15 protein-coding genes and 2 riboswitches are annotated in these 16,624 nt (G+C 64.2%); of the genes, 12 read left to right on the forward strand and 3 right to left on the reverse strand.

What is annotated here, in order from left to right; translation table 11 throughout:
- Window positions 1-8: 8 nt before the first annotated feature.
- The 3 genes from Q0025_RS05125 (at window position 9) to cbiB (ending at window position 3,345) form a co-directional block, all read left to right on the forward strand.
- The gene (locus Q0025_RS05125; RefSeq protein ID WP_297296674.1) at window positions 9-866 is read left to right on the forward strand and encodes a DsbA family protein; all 858 of its coding nucleotides are present in this window, start codon (window positions 9-11) and stop codon (window positions 864-866) included.
- A 77-nt stretch (window positions 867-943) separates the two neighbouring features.
- Window positions 944-1,136: riboswitch (cobalamin riboswitch) on the forward strand.
- Between the two features lie 66 nt (window positions 1,137-1,202).
- Window positions 1,203-2,300, forward strand: a complete 1,098-nt coding sequence (locus Q0025_RS05130; RefSeq protein WP_297296676.1) for a HoxN/HupN/NixA family nickel/cobalt transporter — start codon at window positions 1,203-1,205, stop codon at window positions 2,298-2,300.
- Window positions 2,301-2,370: 70 nt separating this feature from the next.
- Window positions 2,371-3,345 (forward strand): adenosylcobinamide-phosphate synthase CbiB, encoded by a 975-nt coding sequence (cbiB, locus tag Q0025_RS05135; RefSeq protein ID WP_297296678.1) that lies wholly within the window; start codon window positions 2,371-2,373, stop codon window positions 3,343-3,345.
- Here cbiB and Q0025_RS05140 read toward each other — a convergent pair.
- Window positions 3,329-4,789 carry a cobyric acid synthase gene (locus Q0025_RS05140; protein ID WP_297296681.1) on the reverse strand — a complete coding sequence of 487 codons (1,461 nt, stop codon included), beginning with the start codon at window positions 4,787-4,789 and terminating at the stop codon, window positions 3,329-3,331. The two genes, cbiB and Q0025_RS05140, sit on opposite strands and share 17 nt — an antisense overlap.
- Window positions 4,789-5,412, reverse strand: coding sequence for a cob(I)yrinic acid a,c-diamide adenosyltransferase (cobO, locus tag Q0025_RS05145; protein ID WP_297296683.1), 624 nt, complete (start codon window positions 5,410-5,412; stop codon window positions 4,789-4,791). Before cobO ends, Q0025_RS05140 begins: the two co-directional genes overlap by 1 nt.
- 56 nt (window positions 5,413-5,468) lie before the next feature.
- Window positions 5,469-5,673, forward strand: a riboswitch (cobalamin riboswitch).
- Window positions 5,674-5,777: 104 nt separating this feature from the next.
- Between cobO and cobW the strand changes: the two genes are divergently transcribed.
- Genes cobW through cobJ form a run of 6 tightly spaced genes read left to right on the forward strand, consistent with a single transcriptional unit; the run spans window position 5,778 to window position 13,506 of the window.
- Entirely contained in the window at window positions 5,778-6,815 is a 1,038-nt protein-coding gene (gene cobW / locus Q0025_RS05150) for a cobalamin biosynthesis protein CobW (RefSeq protein WP_297296685.1), read from the forward strand.
- A gap of 5 nt (window positions 6,816-6,820) precedes the next feature.
- Window positions 6,821-10,150, forward strand: coding sequence for a cobaltochelatase subunit CobN (gene cobN, locus Q0025_RS05155; RefSeq protein WP_297296687.1), 3,330 nt, complete (start codon window positions 6,821-6,823; stop codon window positions 10,148-10,150).
- Window positions 10,147-11,397: a precorrin-3B synthase gene (gene cobG, locus Q0025_RS05160; RefSeq protein WP_297296689.1), complete on the forward strand. Its 1,251-nt coding sequence runs from the start codon at window positions 10,147-10,149 to the stop codon at window positions 11,395-11,397. Before cobN ends, cobG begins: the two co-directional genes overlap by 4 nt.
- Window positions 11,394-12,020 carry a precorrin-8X methylmutase gene (locus tag Q0025_RS05165; RefSeq protein ID WP_297296691.1) on the forward strand — a complete coding sequence of 209 codons (627 nt, stop codon included), beginning with the start codon at window positions 11,394-11,396 and terminating at the stop codon, window positions 12,018-12,020. Before cobG ends, Q0025_RS05165 begins: the two co-directional genes overlap by 4 nt.
- Window positions 12,017-12,745: a precorrin-2 C(20)-methyltransferase gene (locus Q0025_RS05170; protein ID WP_297296693.1), complete on the forward strand. Its 729-nt coding sequence runs from the start codon at window positions 12,017-12,019 to the stop codon at window positions 12,743-12,745. Before Q0025_RS05165 ends, Q0025_RS05170 begins: the two co-directional genes overlap by 4 nt.
- Window positions 12,742-13,506 (forward strand): precorrin-3B C(17)-methyltransferase, encoded by a 765-nt coding sequence (gene cobJ / locus Q0025_RS05175; protein WP_297296695.1) that lies wholly within the window; start codon window positions 12,742-12,744, stop codon window positions 13,504-13,506. Before Q0025_RS05170 ends, cobJ begins: the two co-directional genes overlap by 4 nt.
- Here the strand turns inward: cobJ and Q0025_RS05180 are convergent.
- Complete coding sequence (locus Q0025_RS05180; RefSeq protein ID WP_297296697.1) at window positions 13,488-14,264, reverse strand: cobalt-precorrin-6A reductase; 777 nt, start codon at window positions 14,262-14,264, stop codon at window positions 13,488-13,490. The two genes, cobJ and Q0025_RS05180, sit on opposite strands and share 19 nt — an antisense overlap.
- On the opposite strand from Q0025_RS05180, the gene cbiE reads away from it, so the two are divergent.
- From cbiE to cobM, 3 genes are read left to right on the forward strand one after another with little or no spacing between them, the layout of a single operon-like run.
- The gene (cbiE, locus tag Q0025_RS05185) at window positions 14,263-15,492 is read left to right on the forward strand and encodes a precorrin-6y C5,15-methyltransferase (decarboxylating) subunit CbiE (RefSeq protein WP_297296699.1); all 1,230 of its coding nucleotides are present in this window, start codon (window positions 14,263-14,265) and stop codon (window positions 15,490-15,492) included. The genes Q0025_RS05180 and cbiE overlap by 2 nt on opposite strands.
- Complete coding sequence (locus tag Q0025_RS05190; protein WP_297296762.1) at window positions 15,489-15,869, forward strand: cobalamin biosynthesis protein; 381 nt, start codon at window positions 15,489-15,491, stop codon at window positions 15,867-15,869. Before cbiE ends, Q0025_RS05190 begins: the two co-directional genes overlap by 4 nt.
- Window positions 15,866-16,624 (forward strand): precorrin-4 C(11)-methyltransferase, encoded by a 759-nt coding sequence (cobM, locus tag Q0025_RS05195; protein ID WP_297296701.1) that lies wholly within the window; start codon window positions 15,866-15,868, stop codon window positions 16,622-16,624. Before Q0025_RS05190 ends, cobM begins: the two co-directional genes overlap by 4 nt.

Consider the following 16,624-nt stretch of genomic DNA (forward strand, 5'->3'; position numbering starts at 1 on the left):
AGAGACCCATGAAACGCCGAGCATTCGTCGTCGCTCTCGCAATTGCCGTCGTCCTGTTTGCGCCGCTTTCGCCAAGTCTTGTTTCGCCAAGTCTTGTTTCGGAAAGTCTTGCGCAGAACACGCAGGATGATCTCGACGCCGCGATTCACGATTATCTGGTGCGCCATCCGGAAGAACTCGGCGCCATCATTCACGCCTATCTCGTCAAGAACCCCGACGTACTGAAAGAGATGTTCGCCGAACTCATAAAACGGCGAGGCTCGACCGGTTTGAGGTCCAAGCCCGGCGCGCAGGCCGCTGTCGCCGACCACAGCGCCGATATCATTCGCAATTCCGCGCTGCTCTTTCATTCGCCGCGCCAGGTCACGCTCGGCAATCCGCAGGGCGATGTCACGCTGGTCGAGTTTTTCGATTATAATTGCGGTTATTGCAGACGCGCGCTCGTCGATATGATCGCGCTCCTCCATGACGACCCGAAGCTGAGAATCGTCTTGAAGGAGTTTCCGATTCTCGGGCCGGATTCGGGCGAAGCCGCGCGCGTTGCAGTGGCGTTGCGCATGCAGGATTCCGGCGGGCAAAAATATCTCGCCTTCCACGAAGCGCTTTTGGGTATGCCGGGGGTCGCGGGCAAAGAGAGAGCCCTCGCGGCGGCAAAGGATGCCGGCGCCGACATGGTGCGGTTGCAGCGAGATATGGACAGCGATGAGCCGGTCGAGACCGTCGCTGAAAATTTCCAGCTCGCAAAAGCGCTCGGCCTGCGCGGCACACCAGGGTATGTAATCGGCGAGCGCGTCGTGCCCGGTGCCGTCGGCGTCGCAGCGCTCAAGCGCCTGATCCAAGCCCAGCGCGCCGGGCATGGAACTTAGAGTGAGCCCATGCGCCTCAAGCAGCACGCGGCAGGCTGTGCCTTTCGGGCGCACCGGTTGATTTGACGGCAGGCAGACGCTATCGTCGCCGCGATGGTTCCCGTCGGGATCAAAAGGGAACGCGGTGCGGGCTTTCGCCTCAAGCCGCGGCTGCCCCCGCAACTGTAAGCGGCGAATCGCTTTCTTGTAGCCACTGGGCGTGTGTCCCGGGAAGGCGAAGGCGGTATCAAGCCGTGAGCCAGGAGACCTGCCATCGCCGGACGTCAGAGCGAGAGCGTCGAGCGGGGTGTCTCGGCGGGAGAAGAGGCGTTTTCGCGACCTCTTGAGCCATTCGCGATGACAGTGGACGTCAACGCGAAAGAATTCATCATGCTTACATTGCTGAAACGGCTGTTCACCGAGAGCGCGCCGGATCTCAAGGGTCGCCTCGTTTCGATCTATGCGCTTCTCGCCTTCTTGAACGTCGGCGCCTGGATTTGGGCCTTCATCGGCTTTTGGGACAAGCCGGCGCTGCTCGGCATTGCGCTTGTCGTTTACGGGCTTGGCCTGCGTCATGCGGTCGATGCCGATCATATTGCTGCCATCGATAATGTCACCCGCAAGCTGATGCAGATGAATCAGCGGCCGGTATCGGTCGGCTTTTTCTTTGCCATGGGCCATTCGCTCGTCATCGTCGTCGTCGCGGCGCTGGTTGCAGGTGCGGTCAGCCTGCTCGGCAAATTCCAGAGTTTCCAAGCTGCCGGCGGCACCGTCAGCACCGCGATCTCGTCGCTGTTCCTACTCGCCATTGCCGCGATGAACATCGTCATCTTCGTCTCGATCTACAAAAATTACCGGCGCGTGCGTGCCGGCGGCGCTTATGTCGAGGAGGATCTCGATGTTCTGCTCAACAATCGCGGCTTTCTCGCGCGGCTCTTCCGCCCGCTGTTCAAGCTGGTGACAAGAAGCTGGCACATGCTTCCCCTCGGCTTGCTGTTCGGTCTCGGCTTCGATACGGCGACCGAAATTGCGATGTTTGGCGTCTCCGCGGCGCAGGCGGCCAAGGGCGTGCCTTTCGCCGCGATCCTGGTGTTTCCGGTATTGTTCGCCGCCGGCATGTCGCTCGTTGATACGACCGACGGCGTCATGATGCTCGGCGCCTATGACTGGGCTTTCGTCAAGCCGATCCGCAAGCTCTATTACAATTTGACGATCACGCTGGTGTCGGTCGTTGTCGCGCTGCTGATCGGCGGCATCGAGGCGCTTGGGCTCATCGGCGACGAGTTCGGCTTGAAAGGCCAATTCTGGGATGTGATCGGCAAGCTGAACGATAATTTCAACAGTCTCGGCTTTGCCATCATCGGCATCTTCCTTGCCGCTTGGCTCATCTCCTACCTGATCTACAAGGCAAAAAAGCTCGATGATCTCGATCTCAAGCCGAAGCAAGCGGCCTGAGGCGCGGCGATCGAGACGCGGGATGCCTTATGACCAAAACCGCATCCCGCGCCTTTAGGCGAGACCATCGATGAGTCTCGCGAGCCATTTCGGCCTGACCGCGGCGGCGCTCTCCGTCGAGGCGGCCGTCGGCTATCCGGCGCTTTTGCTGCGCGCGGTCGGCCATCCGGTCACCTGGATCGGCGCTTTGATCGGCGCGACCGAAACACGGCTCAATCGTCAAACCTCGTCGCCGACGCGGCAAAAGTTTCTCGGTGCGGCGAGCCTCATTTTTTGGCTCGTCTGTACCGGCGCTTGCGGCGGTTTCGCCGTTTGGCTGTGCAGCCGGTCGATCCTTGGCGCCGTCATTCTCATGCTGGCGTCAAGCTTGCTGGCGCAGCGCGCGCTTTACGATCATGTCAAGGCGGTCGCAGACGCGCTGGAGCGGGATGGGCTCGCCGCGGGGCGCAAGGCGGTCGGGCGGATCGTCGGCCGCGACACGGCCGTGCTCGATGAGGCGGGCGTTGCGCGCGCCGCGATCGAAAGCCTCGCTGAGAATTTTTCCGATGCCGTCGTTGCGCCGGCTTTCTGGCTGGCGATCGGCGGGTTCGTCGGCATCCTGCTTTACAAGACGATCAACACGGCCGACAGCATGGTCGGCCATCGTTCGCCGCGTTTTGCGAATTTCGGCTGGGCATCGGCACGGCTTGATGATCTCGTCAATTTGCCGGCAGCACGGCTCGCCGCGCTGCTCGTCGCGCTCGCAGCGGCCTTCGGCGGCGTCGCCTCGGCCCGCGACGCGTGCCAAGCCGCTTGGCGTGATGCGCCGGAACATTTATCGCCGAATGCGGGCTGGCCGGAGGCCGCCATGGCCGGGGCGCTCGGCCTCAAACTCGGCGGACCGCGGCTCTATGGCAAAAGCGTCGTCGACGGCGCTTTCATGGGCAACGGCCGCGCAGCTGCGACCGCGCAGGATATCCGCCGCGCCCTGAAACTTTTCCGCCGCGTCGCGCTGTTACAGATTATTGCTTATGCAGCCTTGGCGCTGATCATTTGGCGAGGCTGAGCAGCCGGTCGAGATCGAGGCAACGCTCGAGATGCGCGGCCAATTTATCGAGCGTCCGCTCGACCTGGTCTTCATAGGCGAGGCGCGATTCGGCGCCAAATGCTTCAAGCCAAGCGCGGCGCTGATTATCGTCATTGAATAGCCCATGCATATAAGTGCCCGCGACGCGGCCATCAGCCGAACGGGCGCCCTCGTTACGGCCATCGACGAGCCGGTGCATCGGCCGTGCGCAATCAGGTCCTGAGGTGCGCCCGACATGCATTTCATAACCTTTGAACGGCGCATCACTGACGATTGCGTGGCCTTCGATGGCGAGCAAAGTCTTGTCGCCGCCCAGAATCGTTTCGACGTCGAGCAGGCCGAGGCCGGGTGTCTCGCCCGGCTCGCCTTCGATCCCATAAGGATCGGCGATCCGCCGGCCAAGCAATTGAAAGCCGCCGCAAAGGCCGAGCACGCTTTTGCCGCGACGGACATGCGCCTTGATGTCGATGTCCCAGCCTTCGGCGAGGAGCGCCATCATATCGGCGCGCGTCGCTTTCGAGCCGGGGAGGATGATCAAATCCGCATCGGCGGGCAGGGGCGTCCCGTGCCGGATCATCACCAGCGCGACGTCGGGCTCGGCGGCGAGCGGATCGAGATCGTCGAAATTGGCGATATGCGGCAGCACTGGCGTTACGATCTTGAGCGGCCGGCGTTCGCCGCTCGGCAGGAAGCGCTGGCGCGGCACTGTATCTTCGGCGGGCAATAGCGCCGCGTCGGCAAAATAGGGGACAAGGCCGAGCGCCGGCCAGCCGGAATGTTGTTCGATCGCTTTCATCCCGGCTTCGAACAGCGCCGCATCGCCGCGAAATTTGTTGATGATGATGCCGCGGATCAAAGCCGCATCGTCGGGATCGAGCACCAATTTCGTGCCGGCGACTTGCGCGATCACGCCGCCGCGGTCGATATCGCCGATCAGCACCACAGGGCAATCCGCCGCCCGCGCGAATCCCATATTGGCGATGTCATTGGCGCGCAGGTTGATTTCGGCCGGGCTGCCGGCGCCTTCGACGAGAACGAGATCGGCTTGTGCGGCAACGACAGCGAAACTCTCCAGCACGGCCGCGCGTAATTTCGGCTTCCAGCTTTGGTACTCTTGCGCCTTGGCCGTGCCGATCACGCGGCCTTGCGCGACGACCTGGGCGCCGATCTCGCTTTGCGGTTTCAGCAACACTGGATTCATATGCGCGCTCGGCACGACGCCGGCGGCGCGCGCCTGCAAGGCCTGGGCGCGGCCGATCTCGCCACCATCGACTGTGACGGCGGCATTGTTCGACATGTTCTGTGGTTTGAACGGCATGACCGACAGGCCGCGCCTGCGATAGGCGCGGGCGAGGCCGGCGACGATCAGCGATTTGCCGACGTCTGAGCCCGTGCCCTGAAACATCAGGCGCCGCGCCACCATCAGAACTCGATTCCGGCCTGGGCTTTGACGCCGGCATCGAAATGATGCTTGACCTGCGTCATCTCGGTTACGAGATCGGCGGCAGCGATCAAGGCCGGCGGCGCGTTGCGCCCGGTGACGATGACATGCAGGTCCGGCCGGCGCTGCGTCAGCGTTTCGACCACGGACTCGACCGGCAGATAATCGTAGCGCAAGGCGATGTTCAATTCATCGAGCACGACAAGTTTGATGGTGGCGTCGTTCATCAGCGCTTTCGCTTTCGCCCAGGCGGCTTCCGCGGCGGCGATATCGCGGGCGCGATCCTGCGTTTCCCAGGTAAAGCCTTCACCCATCGTATGCCAGGCGACGAGGTCGGCAAAACGCGCCTCAAGCACCTTGCGCTCGCCGCTGGTCCAAGCGCCTTTGATGAATTGTACGACCCCGACGCGCAAGCCATGCCCGAGCGCGCGCAGCAAAAGGCCGAAGGCCGCCGTCGATTTGCCCTTGCCGCGGCCGGTGTGGACGATCAACAGGCCCTTTTCGATCGTCTTCGACGCGACCTCGCGATCCTGCGCGGCCTTGCGTTTGCGCATCTTGTCTTTATGTCGCATGTCGTCTTCAGGCGCGTCTTGCGCGATCATCATGCCTTATCTCCAACGCGCGCGACGAAACGCGTTGTTTTGACAAGCCCGCCGCGCAATGGCAAGATATTGCGGACGGTCCTTCTTCGGAAGGGAAACAGGGAATGCGGTCGGAGCGTCCTGCTCGAAGCCGCAGCTGCCCCCGCAACTGTGAGCGGCGAGCAGCCACCTAAGGCCACTGGATCCTATCACGCGATCTGGGAAGGCGGGTGGCGATGTGTTGAGCCGCGAGCCAGGAGACCTACCGTCGCGCATTGACCGTTTCGCATCGGGCGGGGTGTCCCGGGGCGAATCCCGCAGCCTGCTGCGCTACGCTCCCGATTGGGCGCGCCGGTCCTTCCACCCCGCAGAATGCAGCGGAGCTTGAGATGGCGGCGCCCGATACCCATAAGATTCCGACGACGATCGTCACCGGCTTTCTCGGCGCCGGCAAGACAACGCTGATCCGTCATTTGCTTGAACAAGCGCACGGGCGCCGGCTGGCGCTGATTATCAATGAATTCGGCGATGTCGGCGTCGATGGCGAGATTTTGCGCGGCTGCGGCGTCGAATCCTGTCCCGAAGAAAATATCATCGAGCTCGCCAATGGCTGCATCTGCTGCACGGTGGCGGATGATTTCGTTCCTGCCATCGAGGCTTTGCTCAGTCGGGGCGAGAGGCCTGATCACATCATCATCGAAACCTCGGGATTGGCGCTGCCGAAACCCTTGGTGAAGGCCTTCGATTGGCCGACGATCCGTTCGCGTCTGACCGTCGATGGGGTGGTCGCCGTCGTCGACGGCGCCGCGGTTCTCTCCGGCACGTTCGCCGACGATCCGGAGCTTGTCGCGCAACAACGCGCTGCCGATCCGTCGCTCGATCACGACAATCCGCTCGAAGAAGTCTTCGAGGATCAGCTGCTTTGCGCCGATATGGTTGTGCTCAACAAAAGTGACTTGTTGTCTGCTGACGAGAAGGCACGGGCGCGCGCGCAGATCGGGGCTCTCTTGCCGCGCGCGGTCAAGATCGTCCTGACAAGCGAAGGCCGTGTCGATCCCGAACTGCTGCTCGGCCTGGAAGCGGCGGCCGAGGACGATATCGAAGCGCGCAAGTCGCATCACGATGACGAGCCGGAGCATGACCACGACGAATTCGAAAGTTTCGTCATCCATGTCGGCCCGCTCGCTGATCCGGAGCAGTTTATCGCCAAGCTCAGCGCGATTGCCGAGCAGCACGATGTGCTGCGGATGAAAGGATTTTTTGCGGTTGCCGACAAGCCGATGCGGCTTCTGATACAAGGCGTCGGGCGCCGCTTCCGCCAGCATTTCGACCGGCCGTGGCGCAGGGACGAACCACGTCACGGACAGCTCGTCGTCATCGGCGAGACGGGTCTTGATCGCGCCGCGATCGCCGCGGCTGTCGCCTAATCTCGATGCACCTTCTGCGCACCACAACGCGGACGATCGACGAGGCGGAGAGCGCTGTCGATCTCGGCCAGACGCCCGGGAAAATCGTCTTCCTGTCTTTTTCCGACAGTGACCTTGGGCTCGTGGCAGCCGCCCTTGAAGACCGCGCCGCTGACGACGTGCGCCTCGCTTCGCTGGCCTCGTTGCGCCATCCTTATTCGGTCGATCTTTATATCGAAACGGTCGTGGCGCAGGCGCGCTTCGTGCTCGTGCGGCTTCTCGGCGGGCTGGATTATTGGCGCTATGGCGCGCAGGAATTGGCTGCGGTGGCGCGCCGGCAGAAATTCGATCTCGCGCTCATACCGGGCGATGGCCGCGCCGATCCGCGGCTCGACGAACTCTCGACCCTGCCGGCCGACATGCTGCGCGCGATCGCCGGCGCCTTCGACAATGGCGGTGTCGGAAATCTTGTGCATCTCTTCGCCTGGATCGCGCGGCGTGGTGATGGGGCGACGGAGCCGCCGCCGGCGCCGCAGGGCGTGCCGGCCTTCGGGCTTTTCGCCGCCGCGTGCCGTGCGGGCGCGATCGAGGCGCCCCTCGCAATCATTGTTTTTTATCGCACCTATCTTCTCGCCGGCGATGTCGCACCGATCCTGGCCGTCGCCGACGCTTTGGCCGCACGTGGTCTGCGCGTGCTTGCGGCCTATGTGCCGAGCCTCAAGGACAGCGAGGCGGCGTCCTGGCTCATTGAGCTTCTCGCGCGCGAAAAACCCGATGTGATTCTCAACTCGACGGCTTTTGCGGCGCGCATGGACCAAGCGCAAAGCCCGCTCGAAACGGCTGATGCGCCCATCCTGCAGATGATTCATGCCAGCACGTCGCGCGCTGCCTGGGCCGCGGATATGCGTGGGCTTGGCGCGGCAGATCTCGCGATGAATGTGGTGTTGCCGGAGCTCGACGGGCGCATCATCACGCGGCCGATTTCCTTCAAGGAAGAAACCGAACGCAGCCCGGCGCTGCAATTCACCCGCATCATGCATCGGCCGGACCACGGGCGGATCGATTTCGTCGCCGATTTGGCTTGGGCCTGGGCACGATTGCGGCGGCTGCCGCGCAACGACCGGCGGCTCGCTTGCATCCTGTCCGATTATCCGGCCAAAGCTGGCCGAGCCGCCTATGCCGTCGGTCTCGATACGCCGGCAAGCCTCGCCGGAATTGCCGCGGAGCTCAAAGCGGCGGGCTACGACATCGCGACGCCCGACGATTGCGGCGTGTTCATTCGCGCCCTCGCAGAATCCGCGCCCATGGAAGCTTTTTCGCTCGATGATTATCGCGCGGTCTTTGAGGAATTGCCTGCATCCTTGCGCGACGCGATCGATGCGGCCTGGGGCGCGCCCGAGGCGGATTCGCATGTCGCGCAGAACGCCTTCCGTTTCCGCGCCCTGCGTCTCGGCAAGCTGATCGTGGCGATCCAGCCGGATCGCGGCGCGGTCGCGAACCGCAAGGGCGACTATCACGATGCGCGGCTGCCGCCGTCGCATTTTTATGTCGCCTTTTATCTGTGGCTGCGGCACGCCGAGCGGATCGATGCGATGATCCAGCTCGGCACGCATGGCACGCTCGAATGGCTGCCTGGCAAGGCGACGGCGCTCTCCGATGCTTGCGCGCCCGAAGCGCTGCTCGGTCCGGTGCCGTTGATCTATCCGTTCATCGTCAACAATCCCGGCGAGGCCGCGCAGGCCAAGCGCCGTGCCGGCGCCGTGATCGTCGGCCATTTGACGCCGCCGCTCGGGGCCGCCGGCGTCGGCGGCGATCTCGCTGAATTTGAGGCCTTGTTCGACGAATATGCCTCGGCGCAGCAGATGGACCCGAAGCGCGCTGCGCTCATCGCCGAGACCATTCTCGCCCGGGCGAGCGAGTCGGGGCTTGCGAGCGAGGGGGGCGTCGCCCTCGACATGCCGCAGGAGGAAGCGCTCGCCAAGCTCGACGCGTGGCTTTGCGACATCAAAGATATGCGTATCGCCCACGGCCTGCATACATTTGGCAAACCGCCGGCCGACGGCGCGCAGGTGCTGGCCGGGACGCAGGCCGACGCCGCCGCGCAAGCCCGGCTCGATGCGTCCGCCGCGCGCGAGATGGACGGGCTTGTTGCTGCGCTCGACGGCCGCTTTGTCGAGCCCGGGCCGTCCGGCGCGCCGGCGCGCGGGCGGCTCGATGTCCTGCCGACGGGACGCAATCTCGTCACCATCGATCCGCGCATGGTGCCGACGCGCACGGCGTTCGCGATCGGCCAGCGGGCCGCGGCGGCTTTGATCACGCGTCATCTTCAGGACCATGGCGATTGGCCGCGGCGCCTCGTGCTCGATCTCTGGGGCTCGGCGACCATGCGCACCGGCGGCGAGGAACTGGCGCAAATTTTCGCTTACCTTGGTGCGGTCCCGGTGTGGAACGCGGCTTCGGGCCGCGTGAGCGGCTTCACCATCCTGCCACCCGCAGCGCTCGATCATCCGCGCATCGATGTGACTTTGCGTCTTTCGGGCTTGTTCCGCGATGTGTTTCCAGCACAGATCGCTCTGATCGAGCAATTGATCGAAACGGTCGCGACGCTCGACGAATCTGCTGACGACAATCCGCTCGCCGCCGCGCGCGCGACCGGCGATGCCATGTTGCGTATCTTCGGTCCGCCTTCTGGCGCTTACGGCGTCGCGCTTGGGCGGATGCTGGCGGAAGATGCCGAGACCTCGCAAGACGATCTCGCCGCCGCTTATATTGCCGATAGCGGTCATGTCTTAGGGCGCGTCGAGCAGCAAGCCAAAGATGCCTTCCGCGCGCGCGTTGCCAGCGCCGATGCTTTTGTCCATATGCAGGATCTGCCCGGGCAGGATGTGCTCGATTCGAGCGCCTTCTTCGAGCACGAGGGCGGCTTCGCTGCGGCGGTAAAACAGGTCGGCGGCAAAGCCAGCCTTTATCATCTCGATGCGACGCGGGCGGAGACGCCGGTCGTGCGTGCCCTCGGCGAGGAAGTGGCGCGCGCGATCCGCGGTCGCGCCGCCAATCCCAAATGGATCGCCGGGCAGATGCAGCATGGCTATCGCGGCGCCGCGGAGATCGCCGAGACGATTGACAATCTCTTCGGCTTCGCGGTGACAAGTGGCCTCGTGACGCCGCGCCAATTCGATCTTGTCTTCGATGCGACGCTCGGCAATGACGCGGTGATCGACTTTCTGAGTGAGGCCAATCCCGAGGCGGGGCGCGCCATTGCGCAGCGTTTCGATCAGGCGATACGGCGCGGACTTTGGGCTTGCCGGCGCAATTCGGTTGCCATGCGTCTTGCAAAACTTTTGGAACCGGCATGAGCGGAACGCTTCGCAAAGGCTGGTGCCCCAGTGCGCTCCATCCAATGGCGAGCGGTGACGGGCTCATCGTGCGCCTGAGCTTGGATGACGGCATCGTTACGCCGGCGCTTGCACATCGGCTCGCGCATCTCGCTCGCCAATATGGCAATGGCCTGCTCGATCTTTCGAGCCGCGCCAATGTGCAATTGCGCGGCGTGACGGAAACGACTTTATCGGCCTTGCAGGCCGAATTGCGCGCGCTCGGGTTGCTTGAGACCGACGAAGCGCCGGCCGCCGCACGCAACATTCTCATAAGTCCTTTGGCCGGGATCGATCCCCAGGCCGTAGTCGATATCTGTCCTAGTGTGCACGCGCTGAGACAGCGGCTGCAGCACGACGACGCCTTGCGTCAGCTTCCTGCCAAATTCGGTTTCATTGTCGATGATGGCGGCGCGCTTTCGGTCGCGGGGGAGAAAGCGGACATCAGTTTCCTCGCCCGAGGCAGTACGGGTTCGGCGTATTTTCTGGTCAGCCTGGCTGGTCAACCGGTCGGCCGATGCGCCGCTGATGAGCTCGCCGGCGCAGCGCTGCGCATCTTGCGGGCATTCCTCCAATTGCGACGTGATACGGATCAACGGATGGCGGACCTCGTGCGCCACGTGAGCGTTGAGGCCGTTGCCGAACGAGCAGCGCTGACGAGGACGCCGAACGAGATCGGCGACCTCCCTTTGCCGCAGCCAATCGGTGCCTTTCGCGTCGGCGCCTACCATGTTTTGGGCGTCGGCATTCCGTTCGGACGGCTCGATGCCGCGGCGCTCGAACATCTGGCGGACGTTGCGGAGACAGGCCGCGGCACCTTGCGGCTGACGCCCTGGCGCGCGATCCTGATCACTGCCGCGGAGGCGCCTGATGCGGCGAAGCTTGCCGATTCCGGGCTGATCTTCACTGAAGGCGATCCGTTGCGGGCCGTGGCCGCGTGCCCCGGTGCGCCCGGCTGCGCCAGCGGCTCGACGCCAACGCACGATGACGCGCGCCGCCTTGCGCCGTTCGCACGGCAATTGAAAGAGCAGGGCATCGCCCTGCATGTCTCAGGCTGTGCCAAGGGTTGCGCCCATCCGAGCGCCGCGCCAGTGACATTCGTGGGCCGTGATGGGCGCTACGACCTTGTGCGCGACGGCGCGGCAGGCGATACCGCGATCGCCACCGGTTTCGAAGGCGATCAATTGACTCTCGTCTTGCAACAGCTTGTCGCGAAGGCCGACGCATGAGCTATTCTTATATCCGCGACGGCGCGGAAATTTATCGCCGCTCCTTCGCCATCATCCGCGCGGAGGCGGACCTCGCGCGATTCAGCACGGACGAGGAGCCCGTCGCGGTGCGCGTCGTCCACGCCAGCGGACAGGTCGAAGCCGCGCGGGATCTCGTATTTTCGCCGGATTTTGTAGGCGCGGCACGTCGGGCGCTCGAAGCCGGGGCGCCGATCCTCTGCGATGCCAAGATGATTGCCGGCGGCATCACCCGCGCGCGGCTTCCTGCCGAAAATCCGGTGATCTGCACGCTCGCCGATCCGGCCGTGCCCGGGCTGGCGGCGAAGATCGGCAATACGCGCTCGGCTGCGGCGCTCGATCTTTGGCGCGAGCATATTGCGGGCGCCGTCGTCGCCATCGGCAATGCGCCGACAGCCTTGTTCCATTTGCTCGAACTTTTCGAATCCGGGTGGCCTTTGCCGGCAGCCATTGTCGGCATGCCGGTCGGCTTCGTTGGCGCGGCCGAATCCAAGGAGGCTTTGATCGCGTTCGGGCGCGTGCCTTGTCTCATCGCGCGCGGGCGGCGCGGCGGCAGCGCAATGACCGTTGCCGCCATCAACGCGCTTGCGAGCACGAAAGAATGAGTGCGGGCAGGCTCATCGGCGTCGGACTTGGACCGGGCGATCCCGAGCTTTTGACCGTCAAGGCGGTCAAGGCCATCAAAGCGGCACCCGTCGTCGCCTTTTTTGCGAAGGCCGGACGGCGCGGCAATGCGCGTGAAATCGCCGATTGCTGGATTTCGCACGACCAGGTTGAAGTGCCGCTCTATTATCCGATGACGACCGAGACGCGGTTTGACAATCCCGTCTATGTCGCGACATTGCGCGCCTTCTATGAGGACGCATCCGCGACACTGGCCGCGCATCTCGAAGCCGGGCGCGATGTCGCTTTGCTCGCCGAGGGCGATCCGCTCTTCTACGGTTCCTTCATGCATATCTATATTCGGCTGCGCGAGGCGTTCGAAAGCACGATCATTCCCGGCGTTCCCGGCATGGCCGGCTGCTGGAGCGCGGCGGAGACCCCGATGACCTGGGGCGACGACGTTCTCATCGTCTTGCCGGCGACGCTGCCGGAAGACGAGATCGTGGCACGGCTTAAGCATTGTGACGCGGCCGTCATCATGAAACTCGGCGCCAATCTGCCCAAGGCGCGCGCCGCGGTCATCCGGGCCGGCCGGGCGGCGCGCGCGCTTTATGTCGAACGCGGCACGATGGCAGGCGAGAAAGTGGTGAGGCTCGCCGACAAGGCCGATGACACCGCGCCGTATTTTTCGCTGATCCTGGTTCCCGGCGAAGGGCGCCGGCCATGAGCGCGGGCCGCATTGACATCGTCGGCCTGGGGCCGGGTCCGCACGATCTGATGACCTTCGCGGCGGATGCCGTTGTCCGCGCCGCGAGCGATGTCGTCGGCTATGCGCCGTATATCGATCGCTTGCCCGCCTTGCCGGGGCAGATGCGCCACGCGAGCGACAATCGGGTCGAGCTCGAACGCGCACGCCGGGCGCTCGATCTCGCGCTCGGCGGCGCCCGCGTTGCGGTCGTCTCGGGCGGCGATCCCGGGGTCTTCGCCATGGCGGCTGCGGTCTTCGAAGCGGTTGAGCAGGGCGATCCGCGCTGGCGCACGCTCGACATCGAGGTTCATCCCGGGGTCTCGGCCATGCTGGCGGTTGCAGCGCGTCTTGGCGCGCCCTTGGGGCATGATTTCGCCGTGCTTTCGCTGTCCGATAATTTGAAGCCCTGGGACATGATCGCACGCCGGGTGATGGCCGCGGCAGAGGCTGATTTCGTCATGGCGTTCTATAATCCCGCCTCAAAGACGCGGCCGCATCTGATCCACGATGTTTTCAAACTGCTGCGTAGCGTGAAAGCGCCCGAGACTATCACTGTCTTCGCGCATGCCGTCAGCCGGCAAGACGAAAGAATCGACGTGACGACGCTCGCTGACGCCGACCCTTCCGTCGCCAATATGAGCACGCTGGTGCTCGTCGGTTCGAGCGAAACGCGTCGCGTGGCGCGCGGCAATGGCGGCTGCTGGATCTATTCGCCGCGCAGCTACGGAGCCTTGCGATGACGCAGCGTTTCGAGAAATTCGAGAAGAGCGTCGAGCGTTTCGAACGTGGGGACATCGGCGCTCTGCGGCCGGTTGATCATGAACACTTCGATGCCGAGCGTCCGCGCCGCGTCGAGCTTGGCAAGCGTCGCGGCGCCGCCGCTGTTTTTCGTGACGAGGATTTCAACGCGCGCCCCGCGCATCAGCTTGACTTCGTCTTCGAAAGTGAAAGGCCCGCGCGCCAACAGAAGCTTTTGATGCGGCAAGTTCGGCGGCGGCGCCGGAGGATCGATCGCGCGAATGAGATAATCATGCTGCGGCGCTGCCTCGAAGGCGCCGATTTGCTGACGGCCGATCGTCAGAAACACGCGCCGTGGTTCGGCGCCAAGGGCACGCGCGGCGCTGGCCACGTCCGGGAATTCGCGCCAGCGGTCGCCGGGCTGGGGCGCCCAAGCCGGGCGCGTCAAGACCGCGAGGGGTACACCGGTTTCGCGCGCCGCGGCGACGGCATGCGCCGAGATCTGTTCGGCAAAGGGATGCGTCGCATCGATCAAGACGTCAACCGCGTGACGACGCAGATAATCGATCAGTCCATCGACGCCGCCGAAACCGCCGATGCGGTGGCGGACATTCGGCAGCACCGGCGCCTGGGTCCGCCCCGCAAGCGACAGGATCGGATCGTATTGCGGATCGCTCTCGAGCCGCACCGCCAGTGCATTGGCCTGCGTCGTACCGCCCAGGATAAGAACACGCTGCATGGCCTTAACGGTGCGTTCCATGAATAAGCCGACTATGACGAGGCCGATGCTGTCGCGTTGGCTCACGCTCATCGGCATTGGCGAAGACGGTCTCGCAGGCCTTTCTCCTGCCGCGAGACAGCTTTTGTCGCAAGCAAATTTCATCGCCGGCGGCGCGCGCCATTTGGCGCTGCTCGGGCCGACGAAGGCTGAGACCTTGGCGTGGCCGTCGCCGTTCGAGCGCGGCATCGCGGAGATCGCGGCGCGGCGCGGCACGCCGGTTTGCGTGCTGGCCTCGGGTGACCCGTTTTACTATGGCGTCGGCGCGACATTGGCGGAAAGCATCGATCCGGACGAGATGATCTGCCTGCCGGCACCATCGTCGCTCAGTCTGGCCGCCGCGCGCTTGGGCTGGCCGCTGCAAGACTGTGAGGTCGTCTCGCTGCATGGCCGTGCCTTCGAACGGATCATCCCGCATCTGCGCCCGAAAGCCCGCTTGCTGATCCTGTCCTGGGACGCAACGACGCCGGAAAAACTCGCGCGGTTTCTTGCCGCGCGTGGCCTCGGCGGTTCGCGGTTCATTGTACTGGAGTCGTTGGGTGGACCCCGTGAGCGCGTACGCGAAAGCAAGGCCGAGGCATTCGAGTCGGGTGAAGTTGCAGCGCTCAATCTCGTCGCGGTGGAGGTTGCCGCGGCGCAGGATACACTCTTCATTCCTCTGACGCCCGGCTTGCCGGATGATTGGTTCGAATCCGACGGGCAGTTGACGAAGCGCGAAATCCGTGCCGTCACGCTGTCGTCGCTGGCGCCGTGGCCCGGCGCATTGCTTTGGGATATTGGCGCCGGTGCCGGTTCGATTGGAATCGAATGGATGCTGTCACATCCGCGCAATCGGGCTATTGCTGTCGAGGTGCAGGCGGGGCGCGCCGAGCGTGTTGTCCGCAATGCGGCGGCGCTGGGCGTGCCCGATCTCGACGTACGGACGGGCGATGCGATGACCCTGATGCGGAAACTGCCCGAACCGGATGCGATCTTTGTCGGCGGCGGCGGTGGCGCGGTTATCGATGCGGCTTGGACTTGTCTTTCGGTGGGGCGCCGCTTTGTCGCCAATGCCGTCACGATCGAAACGCAATGGCTGCTCGCCGAGCGGCAGATGCAACATGGCGGCGAACTCGTCTCGCTCAGCATCGCGTATCCGCAAAACGTCGGCAGCTATCGGAGCTGGCGGCCGGCCATGCCGGTGGTGCAATGGGCGGTGACAAAATCATGATCGCCCTCGGTATCGGCTGCCGCCGCGGCGTTGCGAAAGATGAGGTCTTGGATATCGTGCGAGAGGCTTTGGTACGCGTCAATTTGGGCGGCGAAGCGATGGCGCTCTTCAGCGTCGAGGACAAGCATTCCGAGGCAGGGCTTCTTGCTGCGGCAGCAGAACTGCGTTTGCCGCTGACATTTTTGCCGCGGGCGGCGTTGCAGGACGTCGAGGCTTATATTGCAACACCGTCGCCTCATGCCGAAGCTGCATTGGGCCTTGCCTCGGTGTCGGAAGCCGCCGCGCTTGCCGGGGCAGGCGAGGGCGGCGTGCTGATCCTGCCGCGCATCGCCGGCGACGGTGTCACCTGCGCGGCCGCGCTGGGAGACGAACGATGACCATCCACTTCATCGGCGCCGGGCCGGGCGCGCCGGATCTTATCACCGTACGCGGCCGCGATCTCATCGCGCGTTGCAATATATGCCTTTACGCCGGCTCGCTGGTGCCGCGCGAATTGCTTGCTTATTGTCCGCCCGGCGCGCGCATCATCGATACCGCGCCCCTGGCGCTTGAAGCCATCGTCACCGAGTTCAAGCGCGCAGCGGATGCAGGCGAGGATGTCGCGCGGCTTCACTCCGGCGATCTCAGCATTTGGAGCGCGATGAGCGAGCAGTTGAGAGAGCTGGACGCGTTGGGCATTCCCTATACGGTAACGCCGGGGGTGCCGAGCTTTGCCGCCGCTGCAGCGCTCCTGCGACGCGAACTGACTTTGCCGGAAGTCGCGCAATCCCTCGTGCTGACGCGCACCGGCGGCCGCGCCTCCTCCATGCCGCCCAAGGAGACATTGACGAATTTCGCCGCGACGGGCACGACGCTCGCCATCCATCTCTCGATCCATGCGCTCGAACGCGTCGTCGAAGAGCTTTTGCCTTTTTATGGCGCGAGCTGCCCGGTTGCGATCGTCTATCGCGCGAGCTGGCCGGATGAGAAGGTGCTCGAGGCGGAATTGGGGACAATCTGCGCCGCGATCAACGAGGGGCGGCCTGAGCGTACGGCGCTGATCTTTGTCGGCCCCGCGCTTGCGACAAAGGATTTTCGCAACAGCGCGCTTTATGACATCGATTACCGCCGCCGCTTCCGCGGCGCGCAGTGA

The organism is uncultured Methylovirgula sp. (genome assembly GCF_947646745.1).
In the GTDB taxonomy this organism is placed as follows: domain Bacteria; phylum Pseudomonadota; class Alphaproteobacteria; order Rhizobiales; family Beijerinckiaceae; genus Methylovirgula.

Bases quoted from the DNA above. Each gene is read 5' to 3' on its own strand.
- Q0025_RS05125 (WP_297296674.1), top strand. From the start codon at position 9: ATGAAACGCCGAGCATTCGTCGTCGCTCTCGCAATTGCCGTCGTCCTG.
- Q0025_RS05130 (WP_297296676.1), top strand. From the start codon at position 1,203: ATGACAGTGGACGTCAACGCGAAAGAATTCATCATGCTTACATTGCTG.
- cbiB (WP_297296678.1), top strand. From the start codon at position 2,371: ATGAGTCTCGCGAGCCATTTCGGCCTGACCGCGGCGGCGCTCTCCGTC.
- Q0025_RS05140 (WP_297296681.1), bottom strand. From the start codon at position 4,789: ATGGTGGCGCGGCGCCTGATGTTTCAGGGCACGGGCTCAGACGTCGGC.
- cobO (WP_297296683.1), bottom strand. From the start codon at position 5,412: ATGATGATCGCGCAAGACGCGCCTGAAGACGACATGCGACATAAAGAC.
- cobW (WP_297296685.1), top strand. From the start codon at position 5,778: ATGGCGGCGCCCGATACCCATAAGATTCCGACGACGATCGTCACCGGC.
- cobN (WP_297296687.1), top strand. From the start codon at position 6,821: ATGCACCTTCTGCGCACCACAACGCGGACGATCGACGAGGCGGAGAGC.
- cobG (WP_297296689.1), top strand. From the start codon at position 10,147: ATGAGCGGAACGCTTCGCAAAGGCTGGTGCCCCAGTGCGCTCCATCCA.
- Q0025_RS05165 (WP_297296691.1), top strand. From the start codon at position 11,394: ATGAGCTATTCTTATATCCGCGACGGCGCGGAAATTTATCGCCGCTCC.
- Q0025_RS05170 (WP_297296693.1), top strand. From the start codon at position 12,017: ATGAGTGCGGGCAGGCTCATCGGCGTCGGACTTGGACCGGGCGATCCC.
- cobJ (WP_297296695.1), top strand. From the start codon at position 12,742: ATGAGCGCGGGCCGCATTGACATCGTCGGCCTGGGGCCGGGTCCGCAC.
- cbiE (WP_297296699.1), top strand. From the start codon at position 14,263: ATGAATAAGCCGACTATGACGAGGCCGATGCTGTCGCGTTGGCTCACG.
- Q0025_RS05180 (WP_297296697.1), bottom strand. From the start codon at position 14,264: ATGGAACGCACCGTTAAGGCCATGCAGCGTGTTCTTATCCTGGGCGGT.
- Q0025_RS05190 (WP_297296762.1), top strand. From the start codon at position 15,489: ATGATCGCCCTCGGTATCGGCTGCCGCCGCGGCGTTGCGAAAGATGAG.
- cobM (WP_297296701.1), top strand. From the start codon at position 15,866: ATGACCATCCACTTCATCGGCGCCGGGCCGGGCGCGCCGGATCTTATC.